Genomic DNA, 15,426 nt, shown 5'->3' on the forward strand with positions numbered 1-15,426 from the left:
CACCCCGTGAATGTCCGCCCTCGTCAGCGGCGTGCCGGGGTGCCGGGCCGGGCGGGCGCGAACAGGTCGGCGACGTCCTCGAACCTGATCACCACCAGCGCGGCCACCGCGCCCAGCGGGGCACCGGCCAGCCAGTGCAGCGGGGTCGCCGGATGCGCCACGGCGGCGGCCGCGGCCAGGCCGAGCAGCGCCGGGACGGCCAGCACCAGGTCGCGTACCAGGTGGCGGCGGCTGAGCCGGCTGTCGGCGGCGCCGAAGCAGTTGCAGGTCGCGGCCACGCCGCGCCGCAGGACCCGGACGATCGCGACCGCGAACACGGCGTTGAGCGCCAGCGCCAGCCCGAACCCCCAGAACACCGTCGCGGGTATCGCCACCAGCACCGCCGCCGCCAGCTCGGCGCCGACGACGGCCACGGCCAGCGGCCGGTACAGCGGCTTCGCGACGGTCAGGAACGGCTCCAGCGAACGGGCGAACGCCCCCAGGTCGCGTGCCTTGGCCACGGCGGCGACCGCGAACACCAGTCCGATCGCCACCCGGCTCGCGGCGTCGGCGGCCGCCAGCAGATCAGTCATGGTCGTCTCCCCAGCTCATCGGCTGCCGCGCGGCAGCCGTCCCAGCACGATGCCGACGACGGTGCGCAGCTCGACCCAGCCGAGCGTGCGCGAGTCCCCGCCGTACGGGTTGTCGGCGCGCAGCACGAGCCGCCCCGCCGGAATCCGCCACTCGGGGACGCCGGCCAGCGCCGGGTGGTCCGCGCGCGGCACCGGGTCGCCGGGCAGCGCCGAGAGAGCCCCGGGCATCACACGGATGCCCGGGGCCGGGTCGGGGATCAGGGCTGCTGCACCAACCGGAACGACTGGGCGCCGGTGCCGTTGCAGGCGTACTGCACCAGCTGGACGCTGTCGGCGGTGGAGGCGGCCGGGACGTCCAGGCACTTGCCGCTGTACCGGTTGACGAAGTGGTAGTAGCCACCGCCCTCGGCGACCGGCAGCCACTGCTGGTTGTTGCCGCCGCTGTAGGACCACAGCTGGATCGGGGCGTTGTCGGCGGTGGACACGTTGGTCACGTCCCAGGACTGGGCCGCGTTGAGGCGGATGTCGGCGTGGGTGTAGCCGCCACTGGACGGGGTGAACCGGAACGACTGCGCGTTGGTGCTGTTGCAGGTGTACTGCTGGATCGCCGTCCCGTTGGCCGAGGCGGCGCTGCGCGCGTCGACGCACTTGCCGCTGGTCTTGTTCACCACGCTGTACCAGGCGGTCGGCGAGATCGGGCCGCTCGACGCCGAGGGCGACGGCGACGGGTTGCCGCTCGGGCTGGGGCTGGTGGTGACCCCGCCCAGCCACAGCAGGCCGTCGATCAGCCAGCGGTTCTGCACCTCACTGGCGAAGGTCGACGACAGCCGGGTGTTGGTGTCGTAGTTCATCGCGTTGTGGCCGAAGTTCGCGTACAGCATCTTGTAGTTGCGGTTCGTCCACATGATCGGGTAGTAGCCGCTGTACCAGGACTGGTTCGGGTCGGTGCCGACCGGGAAGCTGGACGGGTCGATCGAGGCCAGGATGTCGATGGCCGGGTTGGTGCGCAGGTCGCGCTGCCAGGAGTACCACTCGCTGACCCCCGAGGTGAAGGTGGCGGGCAGGCGCAGGGTCGACGGGTGCGCCCGGTCCTCGGTCTTGAGCGTGACGCTGGTCGGGCCCCAGGTGTTGGAGACGAAGGCGCCGGTGCCCAGGAACGTGTTGTAGTACCAGCTCCAGCTGTTGGGGTCGGTGTTGAACGCGGTGACGTGGAAGCCCATCCAGGCCCCGCCGTTGCTCATGTACGTCTGGAACGCCGCCCGCTGTGCCGCCGGCGGCGCGTCGTCCAGGAACATGATCACCTTGTACTGGGCCAGGTTGCCCGTGTTGAGCAGGCTCCAGTCGGTGGTCGCCTCCCACGAGAAGTTGTACTGCGCCGCGGTCTGGGGGAACCAGACCTTGGCCTCCTTGTCGAAGTCGATGTGCGCGGCATCCCAGGTGCCGTTGTAGAAGGCGAGCACCTTGAACGCCGGTGCCGCCTGCGCGGTGCCCTGGCCGACGGCGAACGCGGCGGTCAGCGCGGCGCAGCATGCGACGAGCGCCGCCAGCCACCGTTTCACGGCAGGGCGCAGCGATGCGAGCATGGATTCCTCCGAATTCCGCCCATGACGACGGATCGGGTTCTGCCCCATCCAGACCACTCTGGAGAACCGCTCAGCAAACATTCTTAACAGCAGATGCCTCGATCTGCAAGACTGGTTTACCATTCAGGAAGATCTCAGGCCGCAGAGCCGCCGCCGGACGGCGGCACCGGACGTGCGAGACTCGATCATGCCCGTCACCAACCCCTGGCTGGCCGGACCCTCCCCGACCAGGCGACTGCCCCGCGCCCGGCTGGAGGAGCGCATCCACAACCTGCTGTCCTCGCAGAACATGTGCGTGCTGGCCACCGCCGGCCCGGACGGGCCGCTGGCCACCCCGGTGCGCTACTACCACCTCGACTTCGCGCTCATGTTCACCGCCGTGGCGACCTCGCCGAAGATGCGCAACCTCGCCGCCGACCCGCGCGTGTCGGTCGGCGTGTTCGCGCCGCTGGTCGGCCAGGCCAGCAGCCGCGGTGCGCAGCTGTTCGGGCAGGCCCGGGTGCTGGACGTGGACGACGCCGAGTTCGAGCGCTACTGGCCCGCGTTCCGGTGGCAGTCCGACCACGTGGAGCGGTCCCGGCCGCTCGACGAGCCGCCGACCGGCCCGCTGATCGTCATCGAGGCCGAACGCATCGTGTACACCGAGCACTGGCTGCGCCGCGACGGCTACGCCCCGCGCCAGTTCTGGCGCCACCGCTCGGCCTGACCCGGAACACACCCGTCGTCGACGGGTCAGTGGCGGTGGCGTCGGCAACCCAATCCGTTTTTCATAGACGTTGGCCTATCTCATCGAGTATTTCTGAGCACCAGTCGACGTAATAGGCCAACGTCTATGAAAAAACGGGGTTCGGGGTATCCGGTGCAGATCAGGCGCGTACCTGTTCCGCGTCGGCCGCGCTCAGCGGCGCCCGGCGGCGGCCGAGCGCGACCGCGATCGGCACAGCCGCGGCCAGGCCGCTGAGCAGCAGTGCCGCGATCGCCCCGAGGATGGCCGGATCGTCCTGGAAGGCGATGCCGACCGCGGCCAGGATCGGGCCGGCGTTGCGGACCGCGGCGACGCCGCCGAGCGTGGTGCGGCGCAGCGGCGCCCCGGTGGCCAGCAGCGAGCCGACCGCGAACGCGCCCGCCCCGAACAGGAACCCGGCCAGCAGCGTGCGCGAGCCCAGCAGGGCCACCACGTCCCGCCAGCTGCCCAGCAGCATCCCGACCAGGACGATCAGGAACGTCACGTTGGAGATCTTGACCGCGGTCGGGTGCCACGCCAGCGCCGTGCCCGGCCCGTAGTGGCGCATCAGCAGCCCGATCGCGAACGGCACCAGTTGCAGCAGCGCCACGGTGCGCACGAGCGTTCCCACGTCCAGGGTGATGCCGCCGCCGACGTCGGCGGCGCGCAGCACCGCGTTGGCGGTGAAGGCGAACGTGACGCTGCCCAGCGCCGCCAGCACGACCTGCATGGCCGCGCCCGTGGTCACGTCACCGCGCTGCACCATGCCCAGCTTGGCCCCGAACGGGCCGCCCGGTGACGACGCGGCCAGGACCAGGCCGATGAACGCGGCCGCGGGGAGCCGGAACAGTGCCGCCAGACCCCAGCCGAGCAGCGGCACCGCGACCAGGTTCGCCAGCAGCACCAGCACCAGCAGCGGCACGTTGGTCAGCGCCGACCGCAGCGCGGGCAGGGTCGAGCCGAGCCCGGCTGCGAACATCGTCGTGGCGATGAAGACGACGGTGACCGCGGTGAACAGCGGTTGCAGCACGTCCATGGCCCCTCCTTCCCCCAGCCGGCCGGGTCACCGCGCCGCGATGAGGTTGCGCCAGAAGTTGCGCAGGCTCTCGTCGCCGCCGAACAGCGAGCTGAAGATGGTCGAGTCGGCCATCAGGATGTCCCCGGCCCGCCGCCCGACCGGCGGCAGCCAGAGGAACATGTTGAACTCGGTGTTGCCCGCCTCGGTGAACGGGTGCGGCCGGGACAGGTCGATCGGCTGGCGGCCCAGCACCCGCAGGTCGTCGGACTCCGGCGCGGTCAGCGCGTAGTGCGGCAGGTGCATGTGGAAGTTGAAGCTGGTCACCCCGGTCAGCCAGCCGCGGGTGTCGAGGTCGCGGTTGACCGTCAGCGGCGCGATGCGGCCCGGTTCCACCACGGCCGGGCGCAGGCCGTACCGGTTCTCCACCGGGACGCCCAGGCCCTCCATGAGCGACCGGGTGTAGCGGCCGAACCGCTGCTGGCGCGGCACCAGGGCGTCGCCGTGGTGGTGGTACTCCACGTCGCGTACCACCAGGTCGTCACCGGCGCCGACGTCGTGGTGCGGGCCCAGCACCAGCGTGGTGCCCTCCCGGTTGGTCCACTCCCGCAGCGCCTCGATCTCCTCGTGGCTGGCGGTCTGGCCGGTGACCAGGTGGTCCAGGCCGAACACGAACAGGGTGTCGGTGTCGGCCAGCACCCGCTCGTCCAGCGGGGTGCGGAACCCGGCCTGGTCGATACGCTGGTACACCGGAACCGGGTGGCCGGTGGCCTCCTCGACGAACTCCTGGAACGGCACCCAGGCCCAGAAGAACAGCTCCAGCGTCCCGGCGATGGTCTGCTGGAAGCGGGCCGGGTCGGACCACTCCGGCCCCTCGTAGGCGGGCCAGGTGACCCGGCGCACCTCGGTCATGGTGGAGAAGCGGTTGTCCAGCTCGGCGGGGTTGCGGCCCGCCTCGGCCGGGTAGCTCCACGCGACGTAGATGCTGGCCCGGCGCCGCCCCGGCGTGTACGGGCGGGCGTGGTGGCGCTGGTTGTAGGTGCGCGCGGTGATCGGCTCGGTCATCGGAGTCCCCGGGTTCACTGGAGCTGGTCGAGCATCTCGGACAGAGCGTTCTTGATCCGTAGCGCCTTCTTGATCTCGTCGGCGGTGACGTAGGGGTACTCGCCGTACTCGATGAAGCTCGGGCACTGGTGCTCGCGCACGAAGCGGATGAACGCCTCGGGGTTGGTCTTCCAGTCCTCCGGGAACCCCTCCAGGTTCTCGAACGTGGTGTCGACCCCGGACCTGCTGAACAGCGCGACCGCGTCCTCGGTGTACTTGTCGAAGTCGGTGTCGAAGATGCCCTGGTACATGAAGCGGGTGTCGTCGTCGAACAGCACCCAGCGCAGGTAGTGCAGCTTCAGCGGCGCCAGCAGGTACGGGTCGGCCTCCAGCGCCGTGGCCAGGGTCTGGCCGTGGGCGCGGATGGCGTCGGCGCGGCCCGGTTTGACCTTCGCGATGATGGTGAACCCGTAGCAGGCGGGCGTCCGCGGGAAGATCGGGCCGTACTTGCCCTGCTCCAGCTGGCTGGTGTCTTTCGGCAGCGCCATCGCCGCAGGTCTGATCTCCATGGCCGCATCCCGTCCGCAGGCGGGCCAGCCCCCGTTGCCCGCCCGTCTCGCCGATTATGCCCAGGTATGACCCGGTCAAGGGCTTGAAGCGCGGAATTACGGAATCTAGCGCAGCAGCAGCGCCGGGTTGGCGTGGATGTGCTCGATCACCGACCCGGCCGCGCCCAGCACCGCCGCGTCCCCGGCCAGCGGCGACACCACGACCGCCGGCACCGCGCCGTAGAGCGCCCCCGCCGCCAGGGCCGCCTCCACCTCGGGGCGCACCCACGGGGCCAGCGGCGAGAAGATGCCGCCCAGCACGACCGTGTCCGGGTCGAGCAGCTTGACCGCCGCCGCCAGCGCGGCGCCCAGCGACCGCCCGGCCGCCGTGACCGCGTCCAGCGCGCGCCGGTTCCCGGACTCCAGCAGCCCGACCAGCGCCGAGATCGACTCGCGCGGCCCGGCCGCCGACCCGGCGGTGACGCCGGTCAGCCCGGCCGCCGCCAGGATCGCCTCCTGCCCCGCGACCCGCTCCAGGCAGCCCCGGCCGCCGCACGGGCACGGCGGCCCGCCCGGCAGGACCGCGACGTGCCCGAGCTCGCCCGCGAACCCCCGCGCGCCCCGGAACACCTGGCCGCCGACGATGATGCCCGCGCCGATGCCGATCTCGCCGGAGACGTGCAGGTAGTCGCCGAGCGTCCGGCCCGCGCCGAACCACAGCTCGCCCACGGCCGCCAGGTTGGCCTCGTTGTCGTGCTCGGCGGGCAGCCGCAGCGCCGGCAGCCCGTCGCGCAGCAGCCCGGCCATGGGCACGTCCGACCAGCCCAGGTTGGGTGCGTGCAGCGCGCCGGCCCGGTCGGACACGCCCGGCAGCGCCACGGCCGCGCCCGCCACGGCCAGGCCCTGGTCGGCGGCGGAGGCGACAGCCTGCTCGGCCAGCCGGGCCAGCGCGGCCACGATCCGCTCGGGCTGCTGGTCGCGGTTGTCGGTGGCGACCAGGTGCCGGTATCGCACCCGCCGCCCCAGATCCAGCACGCAGGCGGCCAGGTAGTCGACGTTCACCTCCAGGCCCAGCCCGGCGGCGCGGTCGCGGTTGACGGCCACCGCGACGCCCGGCCGCCCGCGCTCGCCCTCGTGCACCAGCTCGCCGTCGCGGACCAGGCCCGCCTCGGCCAGCACCGCCACCAGGTTCGACACCGTGGTCTTGGTGAACCCGGTGAGGGCGGCCAGCCGGGCCCGGGTCACCGGCTCGTGCGCGAAGACCTCGCCGAGCAGCATGGCGAGGTTGCGTTCGCGCATCGTGCCGGGCCGCATGGGACCGCCGCCGCTATTCGTCATGGCACAAGACTAATGGGTACGCACGGCACGCCGAATCGGGGCGACCGGCTTGGCTTTTGCAGCCCCGGATGCTTTCATTGTTTCGTCAAGGCAGTTGACGAAACAATGTTGACGTCGAGGAGAACTCCGGTGAGCCTTACTCCCACCCCTGCGGACCGCTTCAGCTTCGGGCTGTGGACGGTCGGCTGGCAGGCACGCGACCCGTTCGGTGACGCCACCCGGGCGCCGCTCGACCCGGTCGAGACGGTGCACAAGCTGGCCGAGCTCGGCGCCTGGGGCGTGACGTTCCACGACGACGACCTGCTGGCCGTCGAGCCCGACCGCGACAAGGCGGTCGCCGCGTTCCGTCAGGCGCTGGACGCCACCGGCATGGTCGTGCCGATGGCGACCACGAACCTGTTCACGCACCCGGTGTTCAAGGACGGCGCGTTCACCTCCAACGACCGCGACATCCGGCGCTACGCGCTGCGCAAGGTGATGCGCAACCTCGACCTCGCCGCCGAGCTGGGCGCGAACACGTACGTGTTCTGGGGCGGCCGCGAGGGTGCCGAGACCGACGCCGCCAAGGACGTGCGGGTGGCGCTGGACCGGTTCCGCGAGGGCCTGGACTTCCTCGCCGGGTACGTCAAGGAGCAGGGCTACGACATCCGGTTCGCGCTGGAGCCCAAGCCGAACGAGCCGCGCGGCGACATCCTGCTGCCGACCATCGGCCACGCGCTGGGCTTCATCTCGACGCTGGAGCACCACGAGATGGTCGGCCTCAACCCGGAGGTCGGCCACGAGCAGATGGCGGGCATGAACTTCGTGCACGGCATCGCGCAGGCGCTGTGGCAGGGCAAGCTGTTCCACATCGACCTCAACGGCCAGCACGGCCCCAAGTACGACCAGGACCTGGTCTTCGGCCACGGCGACGTCAAGAGCGCGTTCTTCCTGGTCGACCTGCTGGAGCACGGCGGCTACGAGGGCCCGCGCCACTTCGACTACAAGCCGACCCGCACCGAGGACGCGGCGGACGTGTGGGAGTCGGCGGCGGCGAACATGCGCACGTACCTGCTGCTCAAGGAGCGGGCCAAGGCGTTCCGGGCCGACCCGGACGTGCAGGACGCGATCCGCGCCTCCCGCGTCCACGAGCTGGCGGTGCCGACCGTGGCGCCCGGCGAGACGTACGAGTCGCTGCGCACCGAGGAGTTCGACCTCGACGCCGCCGCGGCCCGCGGCTACCACTACACCCGCCTGGACCAGCTCGCCATCGAGCACCTGATGGGCGCCCGCTGACCGCTGGGTGAAGACGGCGCGGCACGTTCCGGGGGCAGCCGGAACGTGCCGCGTTTCGCGTGTACGGGTGTGGTCAGGCCGGCAGCGGCAGCGTCTGCTGCAGCTCGGCGCGGACCGCGGGGGTCAGCGCGTCACCGGCCTGCTTGCTGAGCTTGGCCATCTCGTACCCGACCACGCCCACATCCGCCGAACCCGCCGCCAGCGTCGCCAGGCTGGACCCGTCGCGGATCGGCATGACCAGCAGGAACCCCCGGCCCATCTCGACCACGGCCTGGCGCACCGCATCCCCGTCGAAGATGTGCGCCGCGGTCTTGGTGACGCTGACCAGGCTGGAGGTCACCGCCGCGAGCTGGTCCGCGCTGTCGCGCGGCAGCCGGTCGGACGACGCCACGAGCAGCCCGTCGGCGGAGACCACCACGGTGTGGACCACACCCGCCACTCGCTCGGTGAAACCGTTGATCAGCCAGTTGAAGTCACGAGCAGCAGTGCTGATCGCCATCGCTTACCATCCTCGTTTCGCACCTGGTGTTGCTATCCGGCCGGGGGCGCCGACACGGCCTCGGCCCGCGCCCCGTCCGGTGCCTCGTCCTCTGCCTCGGCACGGCGGATGCCGCCGGCCAGGCGGGTCAGGGTGTCGCCCATCGCGTCGGGGTCGACCTCGGCGCCCAGCGACGCGGCCTTCACCGCGGCCGGGGCGCCCGAGCGGACCCGCACCGGCAGCCCCGCCGGGGTCAGTTCGGTGACCTGCGGCGCGGGCGTCATCACGGCGCGCGGCGCCACAGGGGCGGGCGCGTCACGCGACCACCACACGCTCGCCTCGGCAGCCTCGGCAGCCTCGTCGGCATCGTCGGCATCGTCGGCACCGTCGACCGGAGCCTGCTCGGCCTGGGCCGCGTCGGGCCGGGCCTCGTCGCGCGGACCGGGCTGCGGCGGGACCTGCACCAGCCGGTGCCCCTCGGGCACGCCCGAGTCGTCGGCCGCGGTGCGCACGGGCAGGGCGGCGGGCGCCTCGTCCGGGTCGGGCGCGGGGGCGAGCAGGGCCGCGGGCAGGGTCACCCGGACCGTGACGCCGCGCCCGGTGGAGTGCAGCCCGACGCCGATGCCGTGGCGGCGCGCCAGGTGCCCGACGACGACCAGGCCCATCCGCTCGGCGGCGGAGCTGTCGATGCCGACCGGGGCGGCGAGCTGGTCGTTCGCCTCGGCGAGGGCGAAGGCGGTCATGCCGATGCCGTCGTCGGTGATGATCAGTTCCGCGGTGCCGTCGGGGCGCGCGTGGCCGTGCACCTCGACGAAGGTGTCCGGCGGCGAGAACGACAGGCCGTTGTCGAGCAGCTCCGCCACCAGGTTGATGACGTCGGCGACGGCGTGGCCGACGACGTGCACCGAGTCGGCGATCTCGTGGCGTACGCGCTGGTAGTGCTCGACCTCGGCGGCGGCGGCCAGCACGATGTCGTCGAGGTCGCGCGGGCGGCTCCAGTGCCGGGCGGTGTCCCCGCCCGCGAGCACCAGCAGGTTCTCGTCGTTGCGGCGCAGCCGGGCGGCGAGGTGGTCGAGCCGGAACAGGTTGTCCAGCTTGTCCGGGTCGACCTCGGCGTGCTCCATGTCGTCGAGCAGTTGCAGTTGCCGTTCCACCAGGCTCTGGCTGCGCAGCGCCAGCTTGATGAAGATCTCGTTGACGTTGCGGCGCATCGCGGCCTGCTCGGCGGCCAGCCGCACCGCGCTGCGGTGCACGGCGGTGAAGGCCTCGGCGACCTCGGCGACCTCGTCGCGCGAGCCGACCCGGATCGGGTCCACCCGGATCGGCGGGGCGGCGCCCGACGACTGGCGCAGCTGCTCGATCACGCGCGGCAGCCGCACCTCGGCGACGACCAGTGCCTGCTCGCGCAGCGACCGCAGCGTGAAAGCCATGTTCCGGCCGATCACCACCGACAGCATCAGCGCCGCGAGCAGCAGCCCGATCGCGGTGACCGAGCGCACCAGGGTGGTCTGCCACTGGTCGCGGCTGGCCCCGCCCACGGCGGCGACGGCATCGTCGACCAGGGTCTGCTCCACGGTACGCAGCAGCTGAAGCTCGGTCGTGCTGGCCGACCACCACTGCTGGGCGTCGACGCCGCGCTCGGCGGCCGCGCCCTCCTGCGCGATCAGCTGCTCCAACCGGTCGGCGTTGCGGACCGCCTGGCCGGACACGGTGTCGTCGAACCGGGCCACCTGCGCGGGCACGGCGTCGGCGCGGAACCGCACCAGCGCGGCGCTGCGCTGGGCGCGCAGGTCGGCGATGCGGTTGTCCCAGCCCGCTTCCACCGGCGCGCCGTAGCTGCGGCACAGCAGGTAGAGCTGGCCGCGGATCTGCGCGGCGAGCTCCTTGGCGCGCGCCAGGTCGGTGAATCCGCGCACCTGCCGCCCGAGCTCGGCGTCGCCGCCGGGATCGCCCGCGGGCAGCAGCGCCTGGAGGTCGGTGATGGCGCCGCTGTACAGGTCGAACACCGCCTGGGTGCGCAGCCAGCCCTGGCCGACGCCCTCGCGCAGCCGGACCAGGTCGGCCAGCCGCTCGTCGGCGCGCGCATACGACTCGGCGAGCGCCTCGTCCTCGCCCAGCAGCGGCAGGGCCCGCGCGCGCAGCCGCTGCACCGCCCGGTCGACCGCCGTCCACTCCGGGGCGAGGCCGCCGACGTCGCGCTGCTGCGGGCGCCGGGCCGACAGCGCGGCGAGCATGCCGACGGTGCGGTCGCGCTCGCGCTGCAACTCGTGCACCAGCTCGGTGACCTCGACCCCGAGCTTGACCTGCTGGGAGAAGACGTTGAGGCCGGAGGCGGCCCGGACCGAGTCCGAGATCTGCACCCCGGTCACCACGAGGAAGCCCAGCAGCGGCACGGTGAGCACCGCCGCGAGCTTGGTGGGCACGCGCCAGTATGGCGTACGCAGGGCGGAGGGTCGCCGATGGACACCGCCCGCCCGCCAGCTGGGGGGCCGCTCGCCGGGCTCGTCGGCCGTCATCGGCGTCACCACTTCCGTATTGCAACACTGTCCTAACCGGAGAGACCCGGTTGTCGGGTCATATCTAACCGGCAGCACGAATGTTGCAGCAAGTATGTCCGGGGCATCAACTTACCGAACCGAATACTTCCGACTCGGGGGCTTGAAACTCTCAGTCGGGCACGAAAAGATACCCCGGGTCCGCACCACGGATGCCTATGTGGAAAATCGTCGATTCGGAGTGTACGACCATGATTCGGCTGCGCCCGGCCTGGTGCCTGATGTGGGGCCTGGCCTCGGTCGCCGCTTCCGCGAGCGGATGCACCGCCATCACCCCGCCACCGCAGCCGCTCGTCGTGGGCGTGCTCGCCCCGACGACCGGCCCGTCGGCCGTCGCGGGCGGCGACGCGGTGCGCGGCGCGCAGCTGGCCGTCGAGGTCGTCAACCAGGCCTTCCCCGCGCTGGCGGTGCCGCTGGCGGCGGGCACGGGGCTGCCCCGGCTCGGCGGGGCGACGCTGGTCCTGGCCACCGGCGACACCGCCGGGCGCCCCGAGACCGCGTCGGCGCAGGTGTCGACGCTGGTCACCGAGCGCCACGCGATCGGGCTGGTCACGGCCGACACGGCCGAGTCCACGGCGGCGGCGGGCACCCAGGTCCAGCGGCTGCGGGTGCCGCTGCTGGACGCGCGAACCACCGCCGACTACCTCACCGAGCTCGGCGTCGACTGGTACTTCCGCACCGGCCCGAGCGACAGCCAGCTCGCCGACAGCGCGTTCGCGCTGCTGGGGCGCCAGCCGGGCCGCACCCCGGACGCCGGGCACCGGGTGGTGCTGGTGACCGAGGCCGGGGCCGAGGGTGCCGCGGCCGCGGTGCGGCTGCGCGAGCTCGCGCTGCGCGCGGGCACCACGGTGTCCGCGCAGGTCGAGCTGGCGCCGTCGGACAAGTCCGACGCGCTGGAACCCGCCGGGACGGCGGATCCGGCACCCGACGCGGTCTTCGCCTGGGCGCAGACCACCGCCGGGGCCGCCGCCATCATCGCCGCCGCCGACCGCACCGGCATCCCGCTGTACGGCCTGGGCACCGGCTTCCGGCAGCTGGACACCCCACTGGCCGAGGGATCGGCGCTGCTGCGGGCCACCCCATGGTCGCAGGAGTACGCCGGGCGCAACCCGGTGGCCCGCGACGTGGCCCGGCTCTACCAGCAGCGCTTCGGCCGGCCGATGTCCGCCGCCGCCGCCGACGCCTTCACCGCGATGATCACCCTGGCCGAGGCCGTCGACAACGCGGGTTCCCGCGACCCGGCCGCGATCCGGACCGCGCTGCGGCAGACCACCCTGCCCGCCACCCAGATGATCATGCCGTGGGACGGGGTCCGGTTCGGACCCGACGGCCAGAACACGCTGGCCGCGGCCGTCGTCGAGCAGTGGCAGTACCGCGGTTTCCGCCTGGTCTACCCGATCGAATTGGCCACCGTCACCGCCCGCTGGGCGCACCGGGAAGCCCGGTGACCACCGGCGCGCTGCTGCTGCGCGGCGCCGTGCTCGCCGACGGCACCCGGGCCGACGTGACGGTCCGCGACGGCCTGATCGCCTCCATCGACCGGCCCGGCCCGCCGGCGCCCGACGCGCCCGCGCAGGTCGAGGACCTCAGCGGCTGTCTGCTGCTGCCCGCGCCGGTCGAGATCCACGCCCACCTGGACAAGGCCCTGACCGCGGACCGGGTGGCCAACCCCGCCGGGGACCTGCTCGGCGCCGTCGGCGCCTGGCTGGCCTACCGGCCCGGCCGCGACCGCGAGGACATCGCGGCCACCGCCCGCGCCGCGCTGCGCGCCTACGTCGGCAACGGGGTGACGGCGCTGCGCACGCACGTCGACCTCGGCACCGACATCGGCCTGCGCGGGCTGGAGGCGCTGCTGGAGCTGCGCGAGGAGGCGGCCGGGCTGTGCCGGCTGCAACTGGTGGCGTTCGCGGCCAACCCGCTGACCGGGGTCGCCGGGGCGGCCAACCGCGCCCTGCTGCGCGACGCGCTGGCGGCGGGCGCCGACGCGGTGGGGGCCTGCCCCGGCCTGGACGCCGACCCGGCCGAGTGCGTCGAGATCTGCCTGGAACTCGCCGCCGACCACGGCGTCGCCGTCGACCTGCACGTGGACGAGTGGCTGCGGCCCGAGCCGTGCACGCTGGCGCTGCTGGCCGACGCGGTGCTGGCCACCGGCTTCCCGTACGGCGTGGTCGCCTCGCACTGCGTCAGCCTCGGCGCGATGGAACCCGACCGGGCCGCCGCGATCGCCCGGCGGGTCGCCGCCGCGGGCATCGCCGTCGCCGCGCTGCCACAGACCAACCTCTACCTGCAAGGACGTGACCACGACCGGTCCGTCCCGCGTGGAATCACCGCGCTGTCGGTGCTGCGCGCGGCAGGAGTCACCGTCGCCGCGGGGGGCGACAACCTGCAGGACCCGTTCAACTGCCTCGGCCGGGCGGACCCACTGGAGACAGCCGCGCTGCTGGTGCTCGCGGGGCACGACACCCCGCAGCTGGCCTACGACGCCGTCAGCGCCGCCGCCCGCGCCGCCGCGGGCCTGCCCCCGGTGGCGCTGCGCCCCGGCGATCCCGCCGACCTGCTGGCCGTCCGCGCGGCGAACCTGCGCGAGGCCCTGTCCACCGCGAGCGCCGAACGCGTCGTCGTCCACGCCGGACGCGTCGTCGCACGCACCGAGGTGCACCGCACCTTCACCGACCTACCCGCACAGACAGGAACACCAGCGTGACCCACGACGGTCCGGCCCTCGCCCTCGAGTCGGTCGGCATGCACTACCCCACCGGCACCACCGCCCTGGACGGCGTGAGCCTGCGCGTGGGCGACGGCGAGTTCGTCGCCGTCGTCGGCCCGTCCGGCTGCGGCAAGAGCACCCTGCTGCGCCTGGCCGCGGGCCTGCTCACCCCCACCACCGGCACCGTGGCGCGGTCCGCCGCGCGCCTGGGCTTCGTGTTCCAGGACCCGACCCTGCTGCCCTGGCGCACCGTGCGCCGCAACGTCGAGCTGTCCGGGGAGCTGCGCGACGAGCCGGTCGCGCAGCGGCGCGAACGCGCCGCACGGGCGCTGGCGCGGGTGGGCCTGGCCGAGGCCGCCGAGCAGCTGCCGCGCACCCTGTCCGGCGGCATGCGCATGCGCGTGTCGCTGGCGCGCACCCTGGCCGGGCAGCCGGAGCTGATGCTGTTCGACGAGCCGTTCGGCTCGCTGGACGAGATCACCCGCGAGCGGCTCGGCGAGGAGCTCCAGGCGCTGTACGTCGCCGACCGCTTCGCCGGGCTGCTGGTCACCCACTCCGTCGCCGAGGCGGTCTTCCTGTCCCAGCGGGTGGTGGTGATGGCCGACCGCCGCATCGTCGGCGAGGTCGGGGTGCCGCTGCCCTACCCGCGCGAGCCCCAGGTCAGGTTCCTGCCCGAGTTCACCGCGCTGACCGCGCAGGTGACCGGCATGCTGCGCGCCGGCAGCGCCGAGCAGGCCGTGGCGGTGGCCCGGTGAACACGATCGCGCGGCGGCTGCGCGCCGCCCTCGCCCCGCTGGTGACGACCGGCGTCGTGCTGGCCCTGTGGTATCTGGGCAGCTACGTGCTGATCGACGCCGACCGGCGGTTCCTGCTGCCGCCGCCGCACGAGGTGGTCCGGGTGGCGGCGGACCCGGACAACCTCACCGAACTGCTGGCGGGCCTGGGCCTGTCGGCGCAGGTGGCGGGGCTGGGGCTGCTGCTGGCGGCGCTGCTCGGGCTGCTGCTGGCCGCGCTGATGAGCCAGGCCCGGTGGATCGAGCGGGCGGTGTACCCGTACGCGGTGCTGCTGCAGACCGTGCCGATCCTGGCGCTGGTGCCCCTGTTCGGCTTCTGGTTCGGGTTCGGCCTGCCCAGCCGGGTGCTGACCTGCGTGCTGATCGCGCTGTTCCCGATCACCGCCAACACCCTGTTCGGGCTGCGCTCCACCGACCCGGCCCTGCACGACCTGTTCACGCTGCACCGCGCGAGCCGCTGGACGCGGCTGGTGAAGCTGCAACTGCCCGCCGCGCTGCCGTCGATCCTCACGGGCCTGCGGATCTCCGCCGGGGCGGCCGTGATCGGCGCCATCGTCGGCGACTTCTTCTTCCAGCAGGGGCAGCCGGGCCTGGGCCAGCTCATCTACCTGTACCCGCGCCGCCTCCAGTCGGAACTGCTGTTCGCCGCGGTGGGCCTGGCGTCGCTGCTGGGCCTGGCCGTGTTCTGGCTGTTCGGCGCCGTCGCGCGGTATGCCACGGCCTGGCACGACTCGCAGCAGCGCACCCCGTCCAGCGGCCCGGATGCCGCCCGCTGACCGTCCCGCAGCACCAC

15 protein-coding genes are annotated in these 15,426 nt (G+C 73.1%); 6 read left to right on the plus strand and 9 right to left on the minus strand.

Translation table 11 applies throughout. From position 1 onward, the window contains the following. Nucleotides 1-23 precede the first annotated feature (23 nt). Genes Cs7R123_RS07880 through Cs7R123_RS07890 form a run of 3 tightly spaced genes read right to left on the minus strand, consistent with a single transcriptional unit; the run spans nucleotide 24 to nucleotide 2,155 of the window. Complete coding sequence (locus Cs7R123_RS07880) at nucleotides 24-572, minus strand: MauE/DoxX family redox-associated membrane protein (RefSeq protein ID WP_212824691.1); 549 nt, start codon at nucleotides 570-572, stop codon at nucleotides 24-26. A gap of 15 nt (nucleotides 573-587) precedes the next feature. Beyond that, nucleotides 588-800, minus strand: a complete 213-nt coding sequence (locus tag Cs7R123_RS07885; protein WP_212824693.1) for a hypothetical protein — start codon at nucleotides 798-800, stop codon at nucleotides 588-590. Between the two features lie 29 nt (nucleotides 801-829). After that, nucleotides 830-2,155 (minus strand): ThuA domain-containing protein, encoded by a 1,326-nt coding sequence (locus tag Cs7R123_RS07890; protein ID WP_212824695.1) that lies wholly within the window; start codon nucleotides 2,153-2,155, stop codon nucleotides 830-832. A 187-nt stretch (nucleotides 2,156-2,342) separates the two neighbouring features. Here Cs7R123_RS07890 and Cs7R123_RS07895 point away from each other — a divergent pair, with 187 nt between their 5' ends. Further along, complete coding sequence (locus tag Cs7R123_RS07895) at nucleotides 2,343-2,861, plus strand: pyridoxamine 5'-phosphate oxidase family protein (RefSeq protein WP_212828992.1); 519 nt, start codon at nucleotides 2,343-2,345, stop codon at nucleotides 2,859-2,861. A 160-nt stretch (nucleotides 2,862-3,021) separates the two neighbouring features. Here the strand turns inward: Cs7R123_RS07895 and Cs7R123_RS07900 are convergent, their stop codons facing one another. The 4 genes from Cs7R123_RS07900 to Cs7R123_RS07915 form a co-directional block, all read right to left on the minus strand. Then, a complete protein-coding gene (locus Cs7R123_RS07900) occupies nucleotides 3,022-3,915 on the minus strand; it encodes a hypothetical protein (protein ID WP_212824697.1) in 894 nt (297 codons plus the stop codon). A gap of 27 nt (nucleotides 3,916-3,942) precedes the next feature. Beyond that, entirely contained in the window at nucleotides 3,943-4,959 is a 1,017-nt protein-coding gene (locus Cs7R123_RS07905) for a hypothetical protein (protein WP_212824699.1), read from the minus strand. Nucleotides 4,960-4,973: 14 nt separating this feature from the next. Beyond that, nucleotides 4,974-5,507, minus strand: a complete 534-nt coding sequence (locus Cs7R123_RS07910) for a hypothetical protein (protein WP_212824701.1) — start codon at nucleotides 5,505-5,507, stop codon at nucleotides 4,974-4,976. A 105-nt stretch (nucleotides 5,508-5,612) separates the two neighbouring features. Further along, a complete protein-coding gene (locus tag Cs7R123_RS07915; RefSeq protein WP_212824703.1) occupies nucleotides 5,613-6,824 on the minus strand; it encodes an ROK family transcriptional regulator in 1,212 nt (403 codons plus the stop codon). Nucleotides 6,825-6,953: 129 nt separating this feature from the next. Between Cs7R123_RS07915 and xylA the strand changes: the two genes are divergently transcribed. Then, the gene (gene xylA, locus Cs7R123_RS07920) at nucleotides 6,954-8,099 is read left to right on the plus strand and encodes a xylose isomerase (protein WP_212824704.1); all 1,146 of its coding nucleotides are present in this window, start codon (nucleotides 6,954-6,956) and stop codon (nucleotides 8,097-8,099) included. A gap of 73 nt (nucleotides 8,100-8,172) precedes the next feature. Here the strand turns inward: xylA and Cs7R123_RS07925 are convergent, their stop codons facing one another. After that, nucleotides 8,173-8,592 (minus strand): roadblock/LC7 domain-containing protein, encoded by a 420-nt coding sequence (locus Cs7R123_RS07925; RefSeq protein WP_212828994.1) that lies wholly within the window; start codon nucleotides 8,590-8,592, stop codon nucleotides 8,173-8,175. A 38-nt stretch (nucleotides 8,593-8,630) separates the two neighbouring features. Next, nucleotides 8,631-11,093 (minus strand): nitrate- and nitrite sensing domain-containing protein, encoded by a 2,463-nt coding sequence (locus Cs7R123_RS07930; protein WP_212824706.1) that lies wholly within the window; start codon nucleotides 11,091-11,093, stop codon nucleotides 8,631-8,633. Nucleotides 11,094-11,323: 230 nt separating this feature from the next. Between Cs7R123_RS07930 and Cs7R123_RS07935 the strand changes: the two genes are divergently transcribed. From Cs7R123_RS07935 to Cs7R123_RS07950, 4 genes are read left to right on the plus strand one after another with little or no spacing between them, the layout of a single operon-like run. Beyond that, complete coding sequence (locus Cs7R123_RS07935) at nucleotides 11,324-12,580, plus strand: ABC transporter substrate-binding protein (RefSeq protein WP_212824708.1); 1,257 nt, start codon at nucleotides 11,324-11,326, stop codon at nucleotides 12,578-12,580. Beyond that, a complete protein-coding gene (locus Cs7R123_RS07940) occupies nucleotides 12,577-13,836 on the plus strand; it encodes an amidohydrolase family protein (protein WP_212824710.1) in 1,260 nt (419 codons plus the stop codon). Before Cs7R123_RS07935 ends, Cs7R123_RS07940 begins: the two co-directional genes overlap by 4 nt. Further along, nucleotides 13,833-14,594, plus strand: coding sequence for an ABC transporter ATP-binding protein (locus Cs7R123_RS07945; protein ID WP_244871681.1), 762 nt, complete (start codon nucleotides 13,833-13,835; stop codon nucleotides 14,592-14,594). The genes Cs7R123_RS07940 and Cs7R123_RS07945 overlap by 4 nt, the downstream gene beginning before the upstream one ends. Further along, entirely contained in the window at nucleotides 14,591-15,409 is an 819-nt protein-coding gene (locus Cs7R123_RS07950) for an ABC transporter permease (RefSeq protein ID WP_244871682.1), read from the plus strand. The genes Cs7R123_RS07945 and Cs7R123_RS07950 overlap by 4 nt, the downstream gene beginning before the upstream one ends. Nucleotides 15,410-15,426 lie beyond the last annotated feature (17 nt).

It is taken from the genome of Catellatospora sp. TT07R-123 (assembly GCF_018327705.1).
Lineage (GTDB): Bacteria > Actinomycetota > Actinomycetes > Mycobacteriales > Micromonosporaceae > Catellatospora.